Genomic DNA, 23446 nt, shown 5'->3' with positions numbered 1-23446 from the left:
TGCGTATAATAGAACTATGAAAGTTGTCTTTTGAAAGGGGAAAAATATACGTGATACATACATACGAAGAAGCGATAGGGTGGATCCATAGCCGATTGAAATTTGGAATGAAGCCAGGATTAGAAAGAATGAGATGGATGTTAGAAGAACTTGGAAATCCAGAGCGTCATATCAAATGTGTTCATCTTGCTGGTACAAATGGAAAAGGTTCAACGTTAACATATATGCGTTACATGTTAGAAGGCGCGAAATATAAGGTAGGAACGTTTACCTCTCCTTACATCGAATCATTTAATGAACGCATTAGTGTGAATGGAACACCAATTGCAGACGAAGAGATTACTGAACTTGTAAAGCTGGTAAAACCAGTCGTGGAAAAACTAGATGAAACGGATTTAGGGGAAGCGACAGAGTTTGAAATTATTACTGTTATGGCGATTTGCTATTTCGGCAAATTCAATTTCTGTGATGTTGTTTTATTTGAAACAGGGCTTGGTGGACGTTTTGATTCTACCAATGTTATACACCCTGTTCTCACGATTATTACGAATATCGGTCACGATCATATGCATATTTTAGGAAATACACTAGGAGAAATTGCATATGAAAAGGCGGGGATTATTAAGTCTGGCGTGCCGGTAATTACTGGTGTACAAGATGAAGAAGCTTTGCAAGTCATTCAAAATGTTGCAAAGGAAAATCATGCAAACTTATACGAGATGGGCAACCATTTTACAGCATTACATAAACAGTCTAGTGAAGATGGAGAACAGTTCGATTTCACTTGTCCTTTCGCCTCTTTTGAAGATGTGCGAATCACAATGAAAGGCAGCCACCAAGTAGGAAACGCAGCACTTGCGCTTATGGCAGTCATGTATGTAAAAACATATGTATCATTTTTAATTGAGGAAGAAGAAATAAGAACTGGATTACAGGAAGCGTATTGGGTGGGGCGCTTTGAAAAACTGCAAAGTAATCCAGATATTATTATAGATGGTGCTCATAATCCAGAAGGTATCGAAAGCCTTGTGAAAACAGTAGAAGCGCATTACAAAGATAAAAATGTAATAGTGTTATTTACTGCCCTTGGTGATAAACAATTACATAACATGGTAGGCCAATTAGAAACCATTGCAGATGAAATTATTTTTACAACATTCGCCTTTGATCGTGCTATTTCTGCTGATAAGCTTGGATCATATTCACAGAAAGAATCAAAATTAGTTTTTGAAAATTGGAAAGAGGCAATTGATACAAAAGTTGAAATGATAGCAGAAAATGATGTTTTTATCATAACAGGTTCTCTTTATTTCATTTCTGAAGTACGAAAATATATTTGCGAGAAAAACTAGATAGTCTTTGCTATCTAGTTTTTTGTTCTACAAATGAAGTCAAATGCATACATATAAGATAAATATATAGGGTTATTTGGCGAATTCCTCTGACAAATATCTCGTTTTTTTGTGAAATGAATATGATATGATGCGGACAACGATAAGAGGTGAGGTGTGAGTGTATGGACAAGCAATCACGAACGATCTCAGTGAAAGTGAATGGAACAGAAGCGAAGTATGAGGAAAAGAAGAAAGATGAATTTGAATGGATGGTAGTAGAAAGTGAACGACCGAAAAATGTTGTTCCGTTTCAAAAAGCGAAATCAATGTCTGTGGAAAAATACAGAAAGAAGTGGAGTAATACATTAATTGTAATCGTTGCAACCGCAATTATTATCGGTACGGCGTTTGGAATGGGGATGCTTCATTTACTTACTGGACAAGGAACGACAGGAGGAAGTGAAGTAACTGCTTCAAGGCCGACTGGAAATGGAGAATCAAAGGTGGGTGGAACGGCAGAACAAACACCAGCACCGAAAGAAGAAAAACAAAAGGCGCAGGCAGGAACGTCATTGGATCCGATGAAATTATTTTTTGTTCAAGGGGGGCTTTATTCTTCTGAAGAAAAGGGACAGGCAGCTCTTGAAGAATGGAAAGGCAATGGGGGTATTGGTGCTTTGAGACCGAGCGGTGATAAGTATGCAATAGTTTTTGGTATTGCTAGCGATGAACAGTCTATAAATCAATTAATGACTAAGTATAAAAATGATGGTGTCTCCGTTTTAAAAAAGAACTGGGATATAACAGATAAAGCATTGCTGAAAGATGATAAAGAAGTAGGAACATTTTTAACAAAAGTGCAGCCATTATACAATCATTTAGCAAAATATGCTTCTAGCGTACAAGTTGGTGGAAAAAGCAGCGCAAAAGATATAGAAGTAATTGAAAAAGAATGGAAAAAGGTTGAAAAAGAAGGAAAAAGTATGAAACAAGAAGAAGCAAAGAAACTGTATATGTATACGTCGGTAGCTGTACAAACAGTAAAAGATGGGAAGATGGATAAGGAATCTTTGGCGAAATTAAATCAAGTTATTATTGATGGTTTACTCTCGTATGAAAAAATTGTTTCGTAGAAAGTGAAATGATAGGATAATAAAATGAGTAAGAAAGAAGTACATGTACTTCTTTCTTTTCTTTTGAATTTAGAGCAAAGTGCTTTCTCTATGACAGGAATATAATCGTATGCAATAAAGAAGTGTTATTTTAGTTAGAGAAATTAATATTTCTTTCATTTGTGGACAAACTATTCCTTTGATACGATTAATATAAATTGTTCTGCTTCATGTGAGAAAGGAAGGAGAAAATATGAGAAAAATAATTTTAGCTTCAGGGTCACCTCGGAGGAAGGAATTGCTTGAGTTAGCTAGTGTGCCATTTGAAATCGTTGTAAGTGAAGTAGAGGAAACAATTGGTGCATATTCATCGCCTTCTGATATTGTAATGTCGCTTGCCTTGCAAAAAGCATCAGCGGTGGCAGAAAATAATAGTGATCACATTGTGTTAGGTGCAGATACAATTGTTACATATGAGTCGCGTATTCTTGGTAAGCCTTCTAATGAGGATGAGGCGAAAGAGATGTTGCAATTACTATCAGGGAAAACACATGAAGTGTATACAGGTGTTGCAATTATAGCAAAAGAAAAAACGGTTACTTTTTATGAGCGTACAGAAGTTACATTTTGGGAGTTAACAGAAGAGGAAATTGATACATACGTCGCGTCGAAAGAACCTCTTGATAAAGCCGGTAGTTATGGGATTCAAGGTAAAGGATCTATTTTCGTTCAAAATATTCAAGGGGACTACTATAGTGTAGTTGGCTTACCAATTGCACGTCTCGTTCGGGAATTAAAACAATTTGATATTGATGTAACCCATGCGTAAAATTGCATGGGGTTTTCTTTGAGAGAACAAATAAAGGGGTGGAGAGATGAACGGTATTCGTGATGTTGTAAGAGAAGAACAGCCACGGGAGCGTTTATTGTTAGAAGGTGCTGGAAGTTTATCAAATCGAGAGCTTCTCGCAGTGTTACTCAGAACAGGTTCTAAAGAAGAAACAGTTTTAAAGTTGTCAGATAAAATTTTACATCAATTTGATGGCTTACGTATGTTGAAAGATGCAACATTAGAAGAGCTAATTAGTATACATGGTATTGGGATTTCAAAGGCATCGCAACTTATGGCAGCCTTTGAACTAGGCAGAAGAATGGTACGTTTAGAATATCAAAATAGATATAGTATTCGAAGTCCAGAAGATTGTGCGAAATACATGATGGAAGAAATGCGTTTTTTACAACAAGAGCATTTTGTTTGTTTATATTTAAATACAAAAAATCAAGTTATACATAGGCAAACGATCTTTATTGGAAGTTTAAACACGTCAATTGTACACCCGAGGGAAGTTTTTAAAGAAGCCTTCCGTCGTGCAGCAGCCTCTATCATATGTCTTCATAACCATCCCTCAGGAGATCCCACGCCGAGCCGTGAAGATATTGCAGTAACAAAACGCTTAGTAGAATGCGGCCAGATTATCGGAATTGAAGTGCTTGATCATATTATAATAGGTGACCATAAATTCGTGAGTTTAAAGGAAAAAGGTCATATTTAAGACTATGCTTTTTACTTATTTTGTTTTATAATGTGATTTATGAGTTTTTTGTAGAAATTTATCTACAAAAAGGATAAAGATATAAAAAACGTACTGTTTTTATAATATAAAGTAAGAAAAAATGAGTCCGTGAAAACAAGAAAGGAAGATAAATAATATGTTTGGATTTGGTGGATTTACTCGCGATCTTGGAATAGACTTAGGAACTGCGAACACGCTTGTATATGTAAAAGGAAAAGGTGTAGTTTTACGTGAACCTTCAGTAGTTGCGTTACAAACTGATACGAAACAAATCGTTGCTGTAGGTAGCGATGCAAAACAAATGATTGGTCGTACACCAGGGAACGTTGTGGCACTTCGCCCGATGAAAGACGGTGTAATTGCTGATTATGAAACAACTGCAACAATGATGAAATATTACATTCAACAAGCTCAAAAATCAAACGGTTTCTTCTCACGTAAGCCGTATGTAATGGTATGTGTACCATCTGGTATTACAGCTGTAGAAAGACGTGCAGTAATCGATGCGACTCGTCAAGCGGGTGCTCGTGATGCTTATCCTATCGAAGAGCCATTTGCAGCAGCAATTGGTGCAAACTTACCTGTTTGGGAACCAACTGGTAGTATGGTTGTTGATATCGGTGGTGGTACAACAGAAGTTGCAATTATTTCTCTAGGTGGTATTGTAACAAGCCAGTCAGTCCGTGTTGCTGGTGATGATATGGACGATTCAATCATTCAGTACATTAAGAAAAGCTATAACTTAATGATCGGTGAAAGAACAGCTGAAGCATTAAAATTAGAAATTGGTTCTGCAGGCGAGCCAGAAGGTATCGAGCCTATGGAAATTCGCGGTCGTGATTTAGTAAGTGGTTTACCAAAAACAGTACTAATTCAGCCAGAAGAAATTGCAGATGCATTAAAAGATACAGTAGATGCGATTGTAGAATCAGTTAAAAATACGTTAGAAAAAACTCCACCTGAATTAGCGGCTGATATTATGGACCGCGGTATCGTATTAACAGGTGGCGGGGCATTACTACGTAATTTAGATAAAGTAATTAGTGAAGAAACGAAAATGCCAGTTCTTGTTGCAGAAGATCCATTAGATTGCGTAGCAATTGGAACAGGTAAAGCATTAGACAATATCGATCTTTTCAAAACTGCTGCTCGATAATATTGCAAAATAAAAATCAGTGAAATTAAGAGGGTGTGAACGTGCCACAGTTTTTCTTAAACAAAAGATTAATTGTTTTGTTGGTTAGTATTATTCTTCTCGTGGCATTGATTGGAATCTCATTGAAAGAACGGAACAGTTTAACATGGCCAGAGCAGTTTGTTAAAGATACTGTCGGTGTTGTAGAACGTGTATTCCAAAAGCCAGCGAAATACGTAGCTGGATTCTTCGAAAATGTAGAGGATGTAAAGCGCACGTATGAAGAGAATAAAGAATTAAAAGCAAAATTAGATAATTATGCAGGTCTATCAGGGAAAGTAAAACAATTAGAAGATGATAACAAGAAGCTACAAGAGCTAACTGGTAAAAAAGAGTTAAATAGTGGGTATACTGAAATTCCAGCTACTGTTGTTTCTCGTAATCCAGATAAATGGTACGATTTAATTGGAATTGATAAAGGGGCACAGCAAGGAATTAAGAAAGATATGGCGGTAGTAACTTCACAAGGGTTAGTTGGAAGAGTGAAAAGTGTATCTCAGTTTACATCATCAGTAGAATTACTAAGTTCTATGAGCCGAACAAATCGCGTTTCTGCTATTGTACAAGGGCAAGAGAAAATCTTTGGATTGATTGAAGGTTATGACAAAGAAAAGCAATTACTTCTTTTCACAAAGATTGGCTCTGATGCACCGGTAGAGAAAGATCAACTAGTTGTAACATCTGGACTGGGTGATATTTTCCCGAAAGGTCTTGTAATTGGAAAAATCGTTGAAGTTCAGCCGGATGCATATGGCTTAACAAAAACAGCTTATGTAAAACCTTCCGCTGATTTAAATGACGTAGAGCATATTACGGTTGCTAAACGTGCAACACCTTCAGCGCCATTAGAATAGGAGGAGAAGAAGAGATGATGAAGATATTAAAAAGAGCAGCTCTTCCTCTTTTGCTCCTTTTTGTGTTTCTATTTGAAAATATGTTTGCTACTTTTGTTCCAACGGATGTGTTTTGGAAAGACAGCATAGTAGCACCGCATTTCTTTATAATCGTCTTATGTTTTATTACAGTGTATTATAGTCCGGTTCAAGGGATTTATTACGGACTATTATTTGGCTTCTTATTTGATACCGTATACACAGAGCTTGTCGGGATATATATTTTTGCTTATCCGATTTTAGCCTATTTAGTTTATAGTGTGATGAAAGTACTACAATTGAATTTATTTATTGTTGTTTCTATCATATTAGCTAGCGTTGTAGCACTAGAGTATTATGTGTATGGATTCTTAACTTTGTTAGGACGTACTCATATGCCAGCGTATGTCTTTTTCACAGATCGTCTCCTTTCTACTTTATTGTTAAATGCTATTTTCTTATTGATAGTTTGTTTCCCACTGAGACGATATATAGTGCGTCTTTCAAAAGCGATGGAAGAAAAAGAAAAAAGGATTTTCTAATTTTATGTCGAATTGAATCGGTGGGGTGAACTTTAGTGGAAGAAAAAAAGCAACAAAATGTAACGATAAAAGGGACAAAAGATGGGATAACGCTTCATTTAGATGATTGTTGTTCATTCTCAGAATTATTGATGGAATTAGAAGAAAAACTTTCTACACATTACTACGATGGTGATGGGCGCTCTTTAATTGAAGTGCATGTGAAAGTAGGAAATCGTTATTTAACAGAAGTCCAACAAGAAGAGATTCGTACGTTAATTCGTAATAAAAAGAATCTTGTTGTGGATTCAATTGAAAGTGATGTTATCACTAAAGCAGAAGCAATAGCTTGGAAAGAAGAAACAGAAATTGTCCCTATTTCCAAAATTGTTCGCTCTGGACAAGTTTTACATGTAAAAGGAAATTTGTTGTTAATTGGTGATGTTAATCCAGGCGGAACGGTTATCGCTGGGGGGAATATTTTTGTCGTAGGATCATTAAGAGGAATTGCACATGCTGGGTATTATGGGGATTCGGATGCTGTAATCGCTGCATCTGTTATGAACCCGATGCAACTTCGAATTAGTGATGTGGCAATGCGGGCTCCGGAAGAGAAAGAAGACGGAGCGGAGGCGGCAGAATGTGCGTATATTAATGAGAACAATCACATTGTTGTCGATCGCCTGCAACTTCTCACTCATCTTAGACCTAATTTAACAAAGTTAGAAAGGGGAATTGTATAGCTGTGGGAGAGGCAATAGTAATTACATCTGGAAAAGGCGGAGTAGGTAAAACTACTACATCTGCGAACATTGGTACGGCCCTAGCGTTATCTGGAAAGAAAGTGTGCTTAATTGACACAGATATCGGTCTTCGAAATTTAGACGTAGTAATGGGGCTGGAAAATCGTATTGTATTTGATCTTGTTGATGTCGTTGAAGGGCGTTGCCGTTTACCTCAGGCTCTAATTAAAGACAAACGTTTTGATGATCTTTATTTATTACCTGCAGCACAAACGAGTGATAAATCAGCGGTAACACCTGAACAAATGGATGAATTAATACAAGTATTACGTCAAGATTATGATTACATATTAATCGATTGTCCTGCGGGGATTGAGCAGGGATTTAAAAATGCGGTAGCTGGTGCGGATAAAGCAATCGTTGTTACGACTCCAGAAGTATCCTCAATGCGCGATGCGGATCGTATTATTGGGCTTTTAGAAAAAGAGGATATTGAACCACCGAAACTTGTTATTAACCGTGTACGTAGTCATATGCTTCATGAACAGGATATGTTAGATGTTGATGAAATTGTACGTACATTGTCAATCGAGCTTCTTGGTGTTGTCGAAGATGACGATGAAGTTATTCGAGCTACAAATACAGGTGAACCTGTGGCGTTGCAACCAAGCGGAAAAGCAGCGTTGGCTTATCGTAATATTGCAAGACGCTTGTTAGGTGAGAATGTACCATTACAAGCATTTGAACAAGAAAAGGTATCGGTATTTGCAAAGGTGAAAAACTTCTTTGGAATCCGTTAAGAGCACTTCGCACATATGCGAAGTGCTTTCTTTTTTCTTCACACGAATATCTTTCTTTCTTAGCTCATACATATGTACAAACTGTATACAACTGTTTCTATTGAAATTAGCTTAACGAAAGAAAGGAGACAGTATGAAGAATAGACGCGTAGAAGAAATTAAAAAGCGGATTGCAAAAAGGAAGGCCGAGCAAGAAAGGATGGAGGAAGAGCAGTATTTTAACGGAGGGAATTTTGATAGTGAAGCGGTATTTATTGAAGATGGAGAAAAGGAAATGCATCCTTTATTTCGAAAGGAAGTCTTTTTCTTCAAAGTTTTATTATCAGCAATATTAGTTCTTTCGGTTGCTATTTTATATAAGAATGCTCCTTCTTCATTTAATGGAGCTAAAGCTGTTACGGAAAAAGTGATGAAAGAGGAATTTCAGTTTGCTACTGTAGCGAAATGGTACGAAAAGCAATTTGGAAAACCGCTTGTATTCTATTCGCCGAACGAGAAAAAAGAAGGAAGTATTCAGCAAAAAGATTATGCAATTCCTGCTTCTGGAAAGGTAATGCAAGGGTTTCAAAAAAATGGCCAAGGTGTATTTGTCCAAACAGCTACAAATGCAAAAGTGGAATCAGTGAATGAAGGGTTAGTTGTTTTTGCAGGCAAGAAAGAGGAACTTGGAAATACAGTTCAAATTCAACATGCAGATGGTACGGAGTCATGGTATGCAAACTTAAATGATATGTCAGTGAAATTATATGATTACGTTTCAAAGAAACAAAAAATTGGAACGGTGAGTAATGATACAAATGATAAAAATGGAAAGTTTTATTTCGCGATAAAAAAGAATGAAAAATTTATTGATCCGATCCAGGTGATCTCATTTGATTAAATATAGGGACGTTTTAACGAAAATTTCCGTGCATCCATTATTTTGGGTTATTATTGTCATTGGTATTTTTACTGCGCGTTTTAAAGAGTTACTACTGTTATTTTGTATTGTTCTTATTCATGAACTTGGGCATGCTTTTGCAGCAGCACACTATAATTGGCGTATAAAAAGAATTCAGCTTTTGCCGTTTGGTGGCGTTGCCGAGCTTGAGGAACATGGTAATAAGTCATTGAAAGAGGAACTTGTTGTCGTAATTGCAGGACCGATTCAACATGTTTGGATGATGCTGGTAGGTTATATGTTGTTCGAAGCTGGTTGGCTGAATGCAGATTTATATTATTTCTTTATGTGGAATAATATAATTATTTTAGCATTTAATTTACTCCCTATTTGGCCGTTAGATGGCGGGAAAGTATTGTTTAATGTATTATCATATCGTTTCCCTTATTTACAAGCACATGAAAAGATGATGAAATTGTCATGTGTTTTTTTTGGTGTAATATTAGGATGGCAGTTACTCTGGAATAGTAACAATATTATGATGTGGGTACTACTCGTATTTTTAGCAGTGTCATTATATCGAGAGTGGAAACAAAGACGGTATGCATTTATGCGTTTTTTATTAGAACGTTATTATGGAAACAAAAGAGGAATCGAAAAGATTGCACCTATTGAAGTGCAAACGGAAGATCGTTTATATACGATATTCACAAAATTTCGTAGAGGATATAAGCATTCTATTATCGTCCGTGGAAAATATAAAGAGCATTACACATTGGATGAAAATGAATTGCTCTATGCATATTTTACTGAAAAACGAACAACTTCATCAGTTGAAGAATTAATCGGTTAGTGTTGACGATAGCACTAACCTTTTATTATTGTAAAAGCAAAGAAGATTATAAAGTGAGGAAATAATTTTGAAAACGTTATATGTAAATTACGCTGGTTCGGAAAAGCGCGTTGCAATTGAAGAGAAGAAAAAGATTGCTGAATTTTTATGGAAACGTAATGAAGAGCAAGAGATTGTTGGGCATATTTATGTTGGGCGTGTCGTAAGAACAATTGCTGGAATGAATGCAGCTTTTGTAAACATCGGTTTAGAAAAGCATGCTTACCTTTCGTACGATGATGTACCATCTTCTTATCGTATACATGAAGGGCAAGTGATACTCGTACAAGTTGTGAAAGAGGCAATTGATACGAAAGGGCCTAAATTGACAGCGAATATAGAATTTACCGGGAAATATGTCGTTTATATGCCGTTTGATGAGATGCGCGCTGTTTCTCGAAAAATAAAAAATAATAAAAGAAGACAACAGTTACTCCAAATTGAAATAGAGGGAACGGGGGGATACATTTTCCGCTCTGCTTCTGAAAAAGGAGAAATTGAAGAAATACAAGCTGAAATGCAAAGGTTACAGCAGTTATATGAAGAGTTAAAAAGAAAAGAGAGCCAAGGAAAGGCACCGTTACTACTTCATCGACCGGCAACTTTTTTAGATCGTGTATTTCAAGAAAATCCGATTGAGACGATTGAAAAAGTAGTTGTAGATACAAGGAGTATAGTAAAAGAATTAGAAGAAAAGGTCGGTAAAGAGAAAGTATCTTTTTATAATGAAAAGTCTTCGATGTTTAACCATTTTGGAATAGAGCGTGAAATTGAGAAAGCACTCCAAAAAATTGTTTGGCTTCCAAATGGTGCTTATTTAATTGTAGAACAAATGGAGACGATGACTGTAATTGATGTGAATACGGGCAAGTTTACGGGAAAACAAAATTTACAAGATACAGTACTTCGCACAAATGAGATGGCAGCTGAAGAAATTGCACGCCAATTAAGACTTCGTGATATTGGTGGTATGATATTAATTGATTTTATTAATATGAAAAAAAGAGAAGATAAAGAAAAGGTAAGAGAATGTCTCATAGCTGCTATGCAAGATGACCGCACATATACAAGGGTGCTCGGCTTTACGGAGCTAGGGATTTTGGAAATGACACGTAAACGTAAAAAGCATTCTTTACGGGACGTATTATTAAAAGAGTGTGTACCTTGCAAAGCGACGGGTTATGTGATGTCGTATGAAACAATTGCATATGAGTTAGAGAGAGAACTAATCACATATGGCAATATAGAAGATGAAGCAGTATTAATCGCTGCGCCTAAAGAACTGCAAAAACAGTTTTTGCAAAAAGAATTACAAAAAAATATTCCATTTGAAATTTATTTCAAAGATGATAATATCGAAAAGTATGCTATCGTTCGTTTTGGAAGTAAAAAAGAAATTGTAGAACGGAAAAAATAGTTAGCAGAACATTTATTGACAACTGTCTATGATTCATGATAACATCTTTATGTTATAGTTTATAGCACCTAAACGGCTATATGCTACAACCGCACAAGACAGGTTCCCTAAAGGCATTTATGTCTACCTCGTTTTTGGCGAGTCTTAGTAATTAAGAGGAGGTGCAAGTATGTACGCAATTATCGAAACAGGTGGAAAACAAATTAAAGTTGAAGCTGGTCAAGCAATCTACATTGAAAAATTAGATGTTGAAGCTGGTGAAACTGTTACTTTTGACAAAGTTCTTTTCGTTGGTGGCGAAAACGTTAAAGTTGGTAGCCCAGTTGTAGAAGGTGCAACAGTTACTGCGAAAGTTGAAAAACAAGGTCGCGCTAAGAAAATTATCGTTTTCAAATACAAAGCGAAAAAGAACAATCGTAAGAAACAAGGTCATCGTCAACCTTACACTAAGCTAGTTGTTGAAGCTATCAACGCTTAATTCTGGTTAACATGATTAAAATTACGATAAGTCGCACGAAATTAGGAAGTATCCAATCATTTAAAATGACTGGACATGCCGATTATGCGCCACATGGACAAGACCTTGTCTGTGCTGGAACTACAGCGGTTGTGTTTGGTTCTATAAATGCAGTGGAACAACTTTGTAATGTGCAAGCAACTATTGAACTCGGAAGTGATGGCGGATTCTTAACGTATGAATTGCCTAATGATTTAGACGTTCATGCAGCAGAAAAAGCACAAACGCTTTTAGAAGGATTAGTTGTTTCGCTTAAGACGATCGAACTTGATTACGGAAAGTATATCCGTTTAATAGAAAAAGTGCAGGAGGTGTAACGTATGTTAAGATTAGATCTTCAGTTTTTCGCATCTAAGAAAGGTGTAGGTAGTACAAAGAACGGTCGTGACTCTCAGTCAAAACGTCTTGGTGCTAAACGCGCAGATGGTCAAACGGTTACAGGTGGTTCAATTCTTTACCGTCAACGCGGTACAAAAATTTATCCAGGTGTTAACGTTGGTCGTGGTGGCGATGACACTTTATACGCGAAAGTTGACGGCGTAGTACGCTTTGAGCGTCTTGGCCGTGACCGCAAACAAGTGAGCGTATATCCTGTTGCTCAAGAAGCATAAGAACTCACGGAAAACTCTAACCTGAGTGCAGGTTAGAGTTTTTCTATATTAAGGGGTATCTAAATGAATGAAAAATGGACAATTATAGATGCATTGCGCCATTCAAGACATGATTGGCTCAATCGTATGCAGATGGTGAAAGGAAACCTTTCCCTTGGAAAAGTGGAAGAAATTCATAGTCTCATCGATCGTTTTGTCCAAGAAGCGAGACAAGAATCCAATCTGATGGGGCTATCAATGCCTTTATTTTCAGAGTGGATTTTAACATATAATTGGAAACAGCAGCCGTGCTTATTGGAGTACGAAGTATTAGGGAAATTACATAACTTATCTCACTTAGATGAGACTGTATGTACATGGACGAACCAATTTTTCTCGATGCTTCAGCATAGTTTAGACGTATATGTTGAAAATTATGTTTGTATCACAATTGAATGTGACGCGGATAATGCTCGTTTCTTTTTTGATTTTCGTGGTAAGCTAACGAGTGTAGAAGAACTACAGAATTGGCTTGCGACCCAAAACAATAAATGGTATTCCATTTCTTATACAGTGCGAGACGAAGAAGTCTCAGTTATATTACAACCAATTGAAAAAAGTGAGGTGAAATAATGTTTGTAGATCAGGTCAAAATATATGTAAAAGGCGGCGACGGTGGTAACGGTATGGTTGCGTATCGTCGTGAGAAGTATGTACCAAAAGGTGGCCCAGCAGGTGGCGACGGCGGTAAAGGTGCAGATGTTGTTTTCGTAGTTGAGGAAGGCTTACGTACATTAATGGACTTCCGCTACCAACGTCATTTCAAAGCTGATCGCGGTCAGCACGGAATGAGTAAAGGTCAGCACGGACGTAAATCTGAAGATTTACTTGTAAAGGTTCCGCCAGGAACAGTAGTAAAAGATGAAAAAACTGGTCAAATTCTTGCCGATTTAGTAACGCATGGACAAACTGCTGTAATTGCAAAAGGTGGCCGCGGTGGCCGTGGTAACTCACGTTTCGCAACAGCTACGAACCCAGCGCCAGAAATCGCTGAGAACGGGGAACCAGGTCAAGAGCGTGATGTTATTCTAGAACTTAAAGTACTAGCAGACGTTGGACTCGTTGGATTCCCAAGTGTAGGTAAATCTACATTATTATCTGTTGTATCATCAGCGCGTCCGAAAATTGCAGAGTATCACTTCACAACAATCGTTCCAAATCTTGGTGTTGTTGAAACTGGTGATAACCGCAGCTTCGTTATGGCTGACCTTCCAGGACTAATTGAAGGCGCACATGCTGGCGTCGGACTTGGACACCAATTCTTACGTCATATTGAGCGTACACGTGTAATCGTGCATGTTATTGATATGTCTGGTTTAGAAGGCCGTGATCCATATGAAGATTACGTAACGATTAATAATGAATTAAAAGAATACAATCTTCGCTTAACTGAGCGTCCACAAGTTGTTGTTGCAAACAAAATGGATATGCCAGATGCAGAAGAAAACTTACAAGCATTTAAAGAGAAAGTGGGAGACGAAGTAAAAATCTTCCCAATCTCAGCTGTAACAAGACAAGGTGTTCGTGACTTACTGTTTGAAGTAGCGAACTTAATAGAAACAACACCAGAATTCCCAATACATGAAGTTGCGGATGAGTCTGATACAAGTGTAATGTACAAATTTGATACTGAAGGTGTTAAATTTGAAATTACACGTGAAAGTGATGGCACGTTTGTTATCTCTGGTTACGATATCGAGAAAACATTCAAGATGACAGACTTCTCACGTGATGAATCTGTACGTCGTTTCGCTCGTCAAATGCGCGGAATGGGTATTGATGAAGCGCTTCGTGCACGTGGCGCGAAAGACGGAGATATTGTAAAAATTCTTGAATATGAATTTGAATTTATCGATTAAGACTGCCGAAATACGGCAGTCTTTTTTATATCGCAAAAATCGGATTTGTACAGGAAAAAATCCCCACTAATTAAATTTTCAATTTATAATAAAAAGGGGAGTGGTTTTAGAAGAATTTTTTTATGGGGAGAAAACGAACATGTATAAAATATTAATTGTAGAAGATGATGAGAAAATCGCGGGAATATTAGAAGAGCATTTAGAAAGGTATGGCTATCAATCATTTAGAGCAAGTGATTTACGTCAAATAAAAGATGAGTTTGTAAAAGTGAATCCTCATCTCGTGTTACTTGATATTAATTTACCGTACTTTGACGGTTTTTATTGGTGTCGTCAAATTCGTACTGTATCGAATGCGCCAATTATTTTTGTTTCTGCAAGAACAGGAGAAATGGATCAAGTAATGGCGATTGAAAATGGCGGCGATGATTATATTACAAAGCCATTCCATTTAGATATCGTAATGGCAAAGGTGAAGAGTGCACTTCGCCGTGGTTATGGAGAGTATGCTTCTGCTGCTGAGAATGATTGTTTAGGTGTAAATGGACTGTTGTTATTCCCGTCTCAGCATATTGTTGAGTGGCAGGGACAACAAACTGAACTGACAAAAAATGAGTTCTACTTATTAGAGTGTTTAATGAAACAAGTGAATCAATATGTAACGCGCGAAGAACTGTTAGAAGCTCTATGGGATGAAGTAGCATTTGTGGATGATAATACATTAACCGTAAATGTAAAACGTGTAAGGAAGAAACTAGAGGAGTTAGGCATTAAAAATGCAATTGTAACGAAACGTGGATATGGTTATGCGCTTCTTACGGAGTGGGGCGAAGGGCATGAAGGTTAAAAATTACTTCATGGACCGCTTTTCTTTAATTCTTTCTTATATTGTTAGCCTTTGTTTATTTGGGCTTGTACTGCAGTTGCAAAGTCTTTTAGAAAAGGAATCCATTGATTGGAGTACGTGGTTATATGGACTTTTATTAGGAACTGTTGTATTTACTGTATACCTCATTTACGATTACCGAAAACGGAGTGTGTTTTTAAAGAGGATCGAAAAGTACGTTACTGGCGGAAATACATTACATGACTCTTTACTTATTGATGAATCTTATACATCAGAGCAAGAAATGGTCGTTGAATCTTTTACGTTATTAAGACAGCAATATATGAATGAAGTTCATAAACAGCATGCGAAAGAGCAACAGCAAATGATATTTATGAACCAATGGATTCACCAAATGAAAACACCAGTATCTGTTATTGAATTATTGTTGCAGAAGTTTGGCAAAGAGCATCGTGAGGCAAGAGTAACAGTTGAAAGTATCCGTGAAGAAAATAACCGCATACTAAATGGTTTAGATTTAGCGTTACATATGGCAAGACTAGAACAGTTTGCGAAAGATTATAAGGTAGAAGTAGTAAATGTTATAGATGTAGTGCGAGGTATTATTAATGAAAATCGAAAATCCTTCATTCAATCGTCTGTATTTCCGAAAGTGATGTTTCAAGAAGATACTTGTATGGTTGCATCTGATAGAAAATGGCTCAGTATTGCTATAGGTCAAATCGTTGTAAATGCAATTAAGTATACGAAAATTTCAGAAGCAGAGAAAAAGGAAATTCAATTTCAAATTGAAGAGAAAGATCAAAAAGTGTTATTACATATTAAGGACAATGGAATCGGTATTCCAGAGCAAGATGTAAAGCGTATATTTGATCCATTCTTTACGGGGATAAATGGCCGTAAAACGAGAGAAGCGACTGGGATGGGTTTATATATTACGAAGGAAATTTGCGATAATTTACATCACGGTATTTATGTGCAATCGGTTGAAGGAGAAGGGACGACATTTACGTTCCAATTTGCAAAAGATGAAGAATATCATACATTGATGAGAAAAATGACAAAACTGTAAGATAACAAAACGTTTTGTAAGGGAAATCACTCGTTTCTTTTTCTTATTTTTCTTATAGTAAATGTAAGAAGAAAACACATAGGGGGATTAGAAATGAGTGTTCTTGAAGTAAAAGGATTAACGAAGGTGTACCAATCAAAAGGTTCAGTAGCGACGACTGCTTTAAACGATATAAATTTTAAAATAGAAGAAGGCGAATTTGTAGGGATTATGGGCCCTTCAGGAAGCGGGAAAACGACGCTTTTAAATTTATTGGCGACAATTGATAAGCAAACTTCAGGTCATGTGCTTGTAAATGGGGAAGAAATTAATCAAATGCGTGCTGCAAAATTAGCGGAGTTTCGCCGTACACATTTAGGGTTCATCTTCCAAGATTTTAATTTACTTGATACGTTATCCATTAAAGAAAACATTATTTTACCACTTGTAATGGCGAATAAATCTGTAAATGAAATCGATGCGAAAGTACTGGAAATTGCGAAGTTTTTAAACATCGAAGAAATTTTAAATAAAAAAGTATACGAAGTATCAGGCGGACAACAACAACGTGCAGCAGCAGCGAGAGCGATCATTCATGAACCGACGTTAATTTTAGCAGATGAGCCAACTGGAAACTTAGACTCGAAGTCAGCAAAATCATTAATGAGCGCGTTGCAAGACTTACATGAACAAAAGAAAGTGACAATTGCAATGGTAACGCATGATCCAGTAGCAGCGAGTTATTGCGAACGTATTCTATTCATTCACGACGGAGAAATTTTCTCAGAAATACATAAAGGAAGAACGAAACAAGCCTTTTTCCAAGAAATTCTGGACGTACTTGCGATGCTAGGAGGAGAATATCATGAACTTTCGCCAGCTCGCGCTTAATAACGTAAAAGGAAATTGGCGTAACTATAAAGCGTTTCTTATAAGTAGTTGTTTATCGATTGTCGTATTTTTCATGTATGCTTCTTTTATTTATCATCCAGATGTCGTAAGCGGTAATATTAGTATGAGAAAGATGATCACAAAAGGATTAGAATCGATGAATTATATTGTGGTCATCTTCTCGGCACTCTTTATTTTATATGCAAATTCAACGTTTTTACGAGCAAGAAAAAAAGAGTTTGGCCTACTAACATTAATAGGCGGAACGAAATCGCAGCTCGGCCGAATGATTATATTAGAGCAACTGATGTTAGGTAGTATTGCAATTGTAGTTGGTATTGGGGTTGGAATGCTTTGTTCAAAATTATTTTTCCAAGCGTTAAGCGTATTATTAAAAATAGATAAGACACTTCCACTCGTTTGGAATAGTAAAGCAGTTCTTATTACAGCTGGTGTATACTTTATTCTATTTTTAATCCTGTCATTGTTTAGTGTTTGGACAGTAGGACGCTTGCAAATTATTGATTTATTAAGAGAGGCAAGAAAGCAAAAAGTAGAGCCGTTTGCATTTACATGGTTAAGTATAGTTGGTATAGGATGTATTATTGCTGCATATGTACTTAGCTTCCAAGTAACGTTTCTGAATTTCCTCATCCTCTTTTTACCGGTGGTAGGACTGACAATTGGCGGAACGTATTTACTATTTACACAAGGTAGTACAGTTGTATTAAAAGCATTACAAAAAAGAAAGCAATCTTTCTATACATATCCAAATATGTTTGTTCTTAGCAACCTTATTTATAAAATGAAAGATAATGCTCGTTTTCTATTTGTAATTTCTATTATTACGGCGATTGTATCCTCGGCCGTTGGCACGCTTTACGTATATTTTGAGGATATGAGTTATAAAACGGTAGTCAAAACTCCACATGCTATTTCATATGAGGAAAAGGGGTTAAATACGCATAGCCTTATTAATGAAGAAAAGGTACAGGAGCTTGTGAAGAGACACGGGTTTGAAGATGCGCGAAAAGTAACATACATAAAACTACCGGCAACACAGAAAGTAACGTTTTTTAACGGTGAACATGAAGTGCCGATCACGATTATTTCAGAAAAAGAATATAATGCAGAAGTGCGCAAACAAAAGAGAGAGCAAGTTACAGAAGTTCATAATGTACCAGGTAGTGCAACGATGGTTATGGTCGATATGGCAAATGAACTGATGAAGATAGATCGTACGAAACCGTATGAATTTACAATGAACGGACAAAAGCAGTCTGTTCAGCTAAATAGCCCAACTTCATTTTCTGTTTTTAATGATAGTGAATATCTCGTTGTAAATGATCAAGATTTTGAGAAATATGCAAAACTCGTACCAGATGAAGAAAAGACGAAATATTATGGTTATTATATTGAGGATTGGAAAAGTACAGAAGATCTTGTATTAGATTTGAAAAATGAAATTGCACCAGAAAAGCAAGGGGAATTGAGAAATTCAGTGTTTGCGTATAAGGATATAAGAGAAGGTGGAGCAATTACAATGTTCATCGGTTTCTTCGTAGCGGTACTGTTCTTCTTCTTCGCTTGTAGTATGACATACTTTAAATGGTTTAACGATAAAGAACAAGATCGTATTCAATTTAAATCGTTAAAGAGAATCGGTATGACAGATAAAGAAATTCGCAAAATTGCGATTCGACAAATGGGAGTTATCTTCTTTATCCCAATTTTAATCGGTTCCATTCATAGTGGAGTTGCTCTTCATACGTTAGGGAAAATGCTTTATATTGATTTGTGGAAATCAGGTGCGCTTGTAATTGGAGCATACATTTTAGCTTCTGCCATTTACTTTATGATCGCGCAAAGAGGATATTTAAAACACGTAAAAAGCTAGGGGAATCTCTAGCTTTTTGCCTATGTAGTAAGTTACAGGAGGACGATAGATGAACATTCGGCAACTAGCGCTGCAAAATATAAAAGGAAATTGGCGTAATTATAAAGTGTTTTTCTTAAGTAGTTGTTTTGCAATATTTGCTTCTTACGCATATATGTCTGTCATTGTGCATCCATATATGCAAGAGACGATGTGGTATCAAAACGTACGCTGGGGACTTATCATATGTAATGTTATAATCATTTCTTTTTTCGTCATATTTATTTTGTACTCTACTTCTATTTTCATAGAAGCACGTAAGAAAGAATTAGGGTTATATATGTTAATGGGAGCAACGAAGTCTAACGTAATAGGAGTGATTATGACCGAGCAAATTTTAATCGGGGTCTTCGCGAATATTTTCGGTATTGGGCTTGGTATGATATTTTTAAAACTCTTTTTTATGGTATTTAGTATGTTACTGGGGCTTCCGAAAGAACTACCTGTTATATTTGACGTAAGGGCGATTGGTGTAACATTTATTACATATATGGTCGTTTTTATTTTGTTATCTTTTATAAGTGCTTTACGTATATGGAATATAAAAATCATTCGGTTATTGAAAGAATTTCGAACAGATAAAAAAGAGAAAAAAACATCAAAGTGGCTTTGTTTATTCGGTTTTGCTTGTTTAGTGGGCGGGTATGCGTTGGCGCTACAAGTGACGATGGCTACGATAGTGATATACTTTTTCCCTGTGTCTATACTTGTCTTTTTTGGAACGTACTTTTCTTTCGCGCATGGAGCTACCCAAGTGTTAGAAATGATAAAGCGAAATAAAAAGATTATGTATACATATCCATATTTATTTATAGTGAATCAATTGTCACATCGAATGAAGGAAAATGGTCGCTTTTTCTTTCTGATGTCTATGGCAACGACGTTTGTAGTTACAGCAACAGGTACGGTGTTTTTATATTTTTCTAGCATGCAAGATATGTGGCGAACTGGAGGGGTACACTCGTTTTCGTACATAGAAAAAGGTATTTCTACTCATGAGGTCTTTGAGGAAGGTGCGGTTGAAAAATTACTGCATCAATATGAGTATGACGATTTTCAATATATGAGTTTTGTTGGAGTGTATGCATCCTTTCAGTCTAATAAGGGAGAAACAACAATAGTACCGCTTATAAAAGAAAGTGAATATAACCAAGAAGCGAGGAAACAAAAACAGAAAACGTATCGGCCTAAAAAAGGTACAGTGACACTCGTTTATTATAATAAATACAATAATTCGAATGTATATAATCAAAAAGAGATTCAATTGCAAGTAATGAATCAACCATATCAATTCGTATTTAACGGTCAGAAAGAAGGGATTCAATTTAACTATCATCCTTCGTACATTAATGGTCTGTTCTTCGTTATGAATGATGAAGATTTTGATAGTATAGCAAATCAGGTTCCTGATTCTGAAAAAATGATATATAGAGGCTACACATTACCAAATATCGAAAAGACGAAGAAATTAAATGAAGATTTACGGAAACATATGAAACAAGATAATAATGCATTTCGAAGCAACATGGAGTTGTATGTAAATATGAAAGAAGGCGGCGATATTACTCTATTTGTAGGCTCATTTATTAGTATATTATTCTTTCTTACTTCATGTAGTATCGTGTATTTTAAATGGTTCCATAATATTGCATCGGACCGAAAGCAGTATGGTGCACTCTCTAAACTTGGAATGACGAAGGAAGAAGTATGGAAAATTTCTCGTTGGCAATTATGTATGCTATTTTTTGCGCCAATTATAGTAGGGAGTATGCATAGTGCAGTTGCGTTATATACGTTTCATAATACGCTTTTTATGGATGGATCATTAAGAAAAGTAGGTTTGTTCATTCTGTTTTATATCATAGCATGTATCATTTATTTCTTCTTCGCTCAAAGAGAATATAAGAAACATTTAGACTAGCGAATGCTAGTCTTTTTTTAATATTCGAAATTCACATAGAAGAATATAAAAAAGTATGGTATAACAGTAAGAAAACGAAAAAGAGGGGAAAAGACGATGATTCGAGTAGGATATTTAGGACCAGAAGCAACATTTACAAATATGGCGGTGAGTCGTTTTTTTCCGGAAGCAGAGCATGTACCGTATCGAACGATTCCAGATTGTATAGATGCAGCTGCAAATGAAAATGTAGACTTCGCAGTTGTACCGTTAGAAAATGCAATAGAAGGTTCAGTGAATATAACGGTTGATTACCTTGTACATGAGCAGCCGCTTTCCATTGTAGGAGAAATTACAGTACCAATTCAGCAGCATTTACTTGTACATCCGGAGTATGCAGAAGTGTGGGATGAAGTATATGCAGTGCATTCTCATCCGCATGCCATTGCACAGTGCCATAAATTTTTAAATGAAGAATTAAAAGGAGTAACTGTTCGAGATATGACATCTACAAGTGCTGCTGCGCAATATGTGAAAGAACATCCTGAAGAGAAAATTGCCGCTATTGCAAATGAAGCGGCTGCAGAAAAATACGGATTAACAATTGTGAGACGTAGTATTCATACGCATAAAAATAATCACACACGTTTCCTAGTACTCCATAAGAAAAAGAAAGCAGTACTCCCGAATAACGGAGAGAACCGCGGAGAGAAAACGACGCTTATGATAACGTTACCTGCAGATTATGCAGGTGCCCTATATCAAGTGTTATCAGCTTTCGCATGGAGAAAATTAAACTTATCAAAAATCGAATCGCGTCCGATGAAAACAGGTCTTGGAAATTACTTTTTCTTAATCGATGTCGATAAAGCATATGATGACGTATTATTGCCAGGCGTAACGATGGAACTTGAAGCACTCGGTTTTTCTGTTACTGTGTTGGGGAGTTATTCTTCTTATTGGTTGTAGAGGGGAGCTGTTGTTAAAGTTGTTTGAAATGAAAAGCTGTTTCTCGGTTTGAGGCAGAGTAAGCTATCGATTCTATTGAAGTAAGTGATTAATTAAGCTAGCAAAATAAAGAAGCCGTCCTAAAAGATATTTAGGACGGCTTCTGTTAGGAATAGATAACTCTTTTGTCGGGTTTTTAGTACGCATCATTACAACTATTATAATAATAGGATTCATCATTGTTCGAATTACTGCAGCAAATACAATTCGTTTGTTGTATGAATAGATTGAGTGTAGATGGAGCTACAGTATCTGAGAAAGTAATACTCTCAACATCTTCTACTAAAAATGTTTTAATATCTCCTGGTGTTAAGGTAAATGTAAGTGGAGAGCGATGGTTTAATCTTGCAATTGTTAATCTAATCGTTGTTGCAAATGCAGGACTGAAACTAAATTTAATAAGTGTCTTATTATGATTTTTAGTGAAGTTTTCAAATACAGTTCGAGGAATTCCAGTTGTTATATCAAGATCTTGAGGGGTATTTCCCGTACCGAAAATAGTATAGTTCTGTATAAAACAGTTATTTGAATCTGAATTTGAAGAATTACATGGGCGATCATTTTTCTTATAATATTTTTTTCCATTTTTTAAGAAGTAATCCGCCATAATTAATCACTCCCTTCACATATAAGAATTAAAGGTTGTCCATATATAATATGAAATATATTTTTATATGTTTGGACGTGAAGGAAGAGAAAATAAAAACAGTCCATCTGGTATGATGGACTCAATACTGTTTTACCTGGTGTGATTCTTTATTTTAACTTCGCAAGACGATCTTCTAACTGACCACGCCAAATATCAGCTAGTTCTGGAACGGCAAGAATTTTTTCAATGCCATCTTTATCTTTTCTATTATGAAAATAAATTTCGTTAGAGAACAAAACAGAAACATTGCTCGGTTGACGTTCTAGTAATGTAATTTTAGAATCTTTACGTACAGTACCTTCTTGAAGAACGCGGCATAGGTAGCCAGTAAATCCAGTTGCTACAATGCGCGGCAAAATGCCAGGAATACCGAGGCGTTTTGAAATAGTGCTACAAGGTACTCTTGCTTGTGTTACTTGAATGATTGCTGCACCTAGTTGATATGTATCTCCGATGCAAACATCACGCTCTAACATATTTGTTACGGTAATGTTTTCGCCAAATGTGGAAGCTGGAAGCGTAGTTTGAAACTCCTCTTCCCATAGTGCGTAATGCTCGTGTGGGTATACACAAACAGCGCGATCAGGACCGCCGTGATGTTTTAAATCCGCTACGTCATCACCACGAAATCCGTCTTTTGAGAGAAAGGCCTCTTCTGTAGGGTCTTTACATATACCTGTTATCATTTCTTTATCTTCGCTATATTTCATTTGTTTCGGCTTGCCAATGCTAAAGTGAACGAGTTCAATTCCCATATTTGATCTCCTTTACGATTGATTACAATATTATAGCATTAAA

At 36.3% G+C, this 23446-nt stretch carries 25 protein-coding genes and 1 other annotated feature; of the genes, 23 read left to right on the top strand and 2 right to left on the bottom strand.

Features of this window, described 5'->3' with window-relative positions:
* The first annotated feature begins 50 nt into the window (after nucleotides 1-50).
* The 23 genes from BAQ53_RS21075 to pheA all read left to right on the top strand — a co-directional run bounded on the left by BAQ53_RS21075 (nucleotide 51) and on the right by pheA (nucleotide 21960).
* Nucleotides 51-1352, top strand: a complete 1302-nt coding sequence (locus BAQ53_RS21075; RefSeq protein ID WP_208906213.1) for a bifunctional folylpolyglutamate synthase/dihydrofolate synthase — start codon at nucleotides 51-53, stop codon at nucleotides 1350-1352.
* Between the two features lie 164 nt (nucleotides 1353-1516).
* Nucleotides 1517-2467: a hypothetical protein gene (locus BAQ53_RS21070; RefSeq protein ID WP_000361006.1), complete on the top strand. Its 951-nt coding sequence runs from the start codon at nucleotides 1517-1519 to the stop codon at nucleotides 2465-2467.
* Nucleotides 2468-2699: 232 nt separating this feature from the next.
* Nucleotides 2700-3275: a Maf family protein gene (locus BAQ53_RS21065; RefSeq protein ID WP_001226291.1), complete on the top strand. Its 576-nt coding sequence runs from the start codon at nucleotides 2700-2702 to the stop codon at nucleotides 3273-3275.
* 46 nt (nucleotides 3276-3321) lie between these two features.
* Nucleotides 3322-3999, top strand: coding sequence for a RadC family protein (gene radC, locus BAQ53_RS21060; RefSeq protein WP_001013390.1), 678 nt, complete (start codon nucleotides 3322-3324; stop codon nucleotides 3997-3999).
* 157 nt (nucleotides 4000-4156) lie between these two features.
* Nucleotides 4157-5176: a cell shape-determining protein MreB gene (mreB, locus tag BAQ53_RS21055; RefSeq protein ID WP_000466736.1), complete on the top strand. Its 1020-nt coding sequence runs from the start codon at nucleotides 4157-4159 to the stop codon at nucleotides 5174-5176.
* A 41-nt stretch (nucleotides 5177-5217) separates the two neighbouring features.
* The gene (gene mreC / locus BAQ53_RS21050) at nucleotides 5218-6069 is read left to right on the top strand and encodes a rod shape-determining protein MreC (RefSeq protein ID WP_001135489.1); all 852 of its coding nucleotides are present in this window, start codon (nucleotides 5218-5220) and stop codon (nucleotides 6067-6069) included.
* Between the two features lie 14 nt (nucleotides 6070-6083).
* Nucleotides 6084-6629, top strand: a complete 546-nt coding sequence (mreD, locus tag BAQ53_RS21045; protein ID WP_000975748.1) for a rod shape-determining protein MreD — start codon at nucleotides 6084-6086, stop codon at nucleotides 6627-6629.
* 35 nt (nucleotides 6630-6664) lie between these two features.
* Nucleotides 6665-7351: a septum site-determining protein MinC gene (gene minC / locus BAQ53_RS21040; protein WP_000391523.1), complete on the top strand. Its 687-nt coding sequence runs from the start codon at nucleotides 6665-6667 to the stop codon at nucleotides 7349-7351.
* Between the two features lie 2 nt (nucleotides 7352-7353).
* Nucleotides 7354-8151 carry a septum site-determining protein MinD gene (gene minD, locus BAQ53_RS21035; protein WP_000503309.1) on the top strand — a complete coding sequence of 266 codons (798 nt, stop codon included), beginning with the start codon at nucleotides 7354-7356 and terminating at the stop codon, nucleotides 8149-8151.
* A gap of 133 nt (nucleotides 8152-8284) precedes the next feature.
* Entirely contained in the window at nucleotides 8285-9031 is a 747-nt protein-coding gene (gene spoIVFA, locus BAQ53_RS21030; protein WP_000797471.1) for a stage IV sporulation protein SpoIVFA, read from the top strand.
* The gene (gene spoIVFB, locus BAQ53_RS21025; RefSeq protein ID WP_000599053.1) at nucleotides 9024-9884 is read left to right on the top strand and encodes a stage IV sporulation intramembrane metalloprotease SpoIVFB; all 861 of its coding nucleotides are present in this window, start codon (nucleotides 9024-9026) and stop codon (nucleotides 9882-9884) included. Before spoIVFA ends, spoIVFB begins: the two co-directional genes overlap by 8 nt.
* A 67-nt stretch (nucleotides 9885-9951) precedes the next feature.
* Nucleotides 9952-11340 carry an Rne/Rng family ribonuclease gene (locus BAQ53_RS21020; RefSeq protein WP_208906212.1) on the top strand — a complete coding sequence of 463 codons (1389 nt, stop codon included), beginning with the start codon at nucleotides 9952-9954 and terminating at the stop codon, nucleotides 11338-11340.
* Between the two features lie 77 nt (nucleotides 11341-11417).
* Nucleotides 11418-11495: a sequence feature (ribosomal protein L21 leader region), on the top strand.
* 14 nt (nucleotides 11496-11509) lie between these two features.
* The gene (gene rplU / locus BAQ53_RS21015) at nucleotides 11510-11818 is read left to right on the top strand and encodes a 50S ribosomal protein L21 (RefSeq protein WP_000270907.1); all 309 of its coding nucleotides are present in this window, start codon (nucleotides 11510-11512) and stop codon (nucleotides 11816-11818) included.
* Between the two features lie 11 nt (nucleotides 11819-11829).
* On the top strand, nucleotides 11830-12174 hold the full coding sequence (locus BAQ53_RS21010) for a ribosomal-processing cysteine protease Prp (RefSeq protein ID WP_002164192.1): 345 nt from the start codon (nucleotides 11830-11832) through the stop codon (nucleotides 12172-12174).
* 3 nt (nucleotides 12175-12177) lie between these two features.
* Nucleotides 12178-12468, top strand: coding sequence for a 50S ribosomal protein L27 (gene rpmA / locus BAQ53_RS21005; protein WP_000944958.1), 291 nt, complete (start codon nucleotides 12178-12180; stop codon nucleotides 12466-12468).
* A 63-nt stretch (nucleotides 12469-12531) separates the two neighbouring features.
* Nucleotides 12532-13080, top strand: a complete 549-nt coding sequence (locus BAQ53_RS21000) for a sporulation initiation phosphotransferase B (RefSeq protein WP_208906211.1) — start codon at nucleotides 12532-12534, stop codon at nucleotides 13078-13080.
* The gene (gene obgE, locus BAQ53_RS20995) at nucleotides 13080-14366 is read left to right on the top strand and encodes a GTPase ObgE (protein ID WP_000497128.1); all 1287 of its coding nucleotides are present in this window, start codon (nucleotides 13080-13082) and stop codon (nucleotides 14364-14366) included. Before BAQ53_RS21000 ends, obgE begins: the two co-directional genes overlap by 1 nt.
* A gap of 139 nt (nucleotides 14367-14505) precedes the next feature.
* Nucleotides 14506-15213: a response regulator transcription factor gene (locus BAQ53_RS20990; protein WP_002164191.1), complete on the top strand. Its 708-nt coding sequence runs from the start codon at nucleotides 14506-14508 to the stop codon at nucleotides 15211-15213.
* Nucleotides 15203-16285: a HAMP domain-containing histidine kinase gene (locus BAQ53_RS20985; RefSeq protein WP_000865388.1), complete on the top strand. Its 1083-nt coding sequence runs from the start codon at nucleotides 15203-15205 to the stop codon at nucleotides 16283-16285. Before BAQ53_RS20990 ends, BAQ53_RS20985 begins: the two co-directional genes overlap by 11 nt.
* A gap of 93 nt (nucleotides 16286-16378) precedes the next feature.
* On the top strand, nucleotides 16379-17155 hold the full coding sequence (locus BAQ53_RS20980) for an ABC transporter ATP-binding protein (protein WP_199696678.1): 777 nt from the start codon (nucleotides 16379-16381) through the stop codon (nucleotides 17153-17155).
* Nucleotides 17130-19052: an ABC transporter permease gene (locus tag BAQ53_RS20975; protein ID WP_001011427.1), complete on the top strand. Its 1923-nt coding sequence runs from the start codon at nucleotides 17130-17132 to the stop codon at nucleotides 19050-19052. The genes BAQ53_RS20980 and BAQ53_RS20975 overlap by 26 nt, the downstream gene beginning before the upstream one ends.
* Nucleotides 19053-19101: 49 nt before the next feature.
* Entirely contained in the window at nucleotides 19102-21012 is a 1911-nt protein-coding gene (locus BAQ53_RS20970) for an ABC transporter permease (RefSeq protein WP_151521760.1), read from the top strand.
* Between the two features lie 96 nt (nucleotides 21013-21108).
* Complete coding sequence (gene pheA / locus BAQ53_RS20965; protein WP_000621698.1) at nucleotides 21109-21960, top strand: prephenate dehydratase; 852 nt, start codon at nucleotides 21109-21111, stop codon at nucleotides 21958-21960.
* 175 nt (nucleotides 21961-22135) lie between these two features.
* On the opposite strand, the gene BAQ53_RS20960 is transcribed toward pheA, so the two are convergent.
* A complete protein-coding gene (locus BAQ53_RS20960; protein WP_000796369.1) occupies nucleotides 22136-22606 on the bottom strand; it encodes a hypothetical protein in 471 nt (156 codons plus the stop codon).
* A 149-nt stretch (nucleotides 22607-22755) separates the two neighbouring features.
* A complete protein-coding gene (locus tag BAQ53_RS20955; RefSeq protein ID WP_000510679.1) occupies nucleotides 22756-23403 on the bottom strand; it encodes an MOSC domain-containing protein in 648 nt (215 codons plus the stop codon).
* Nucleotides 23404-23446: the final 43 nt, after the last annotated feature.

This window comes from Bacillus sp. B25(2016b) (genome assembly GCF_001679765.1).
Classification (GTDB): domain Bacteria; phylum Bacillota; class Bacilli; order Bacillales; family Bacillaceae_G; genus Bacillus_A; species Bacillus_A thuringiensis_K.
This window is presented reverse-complemented; position numbering and strand designations above follow the sequence as displayed.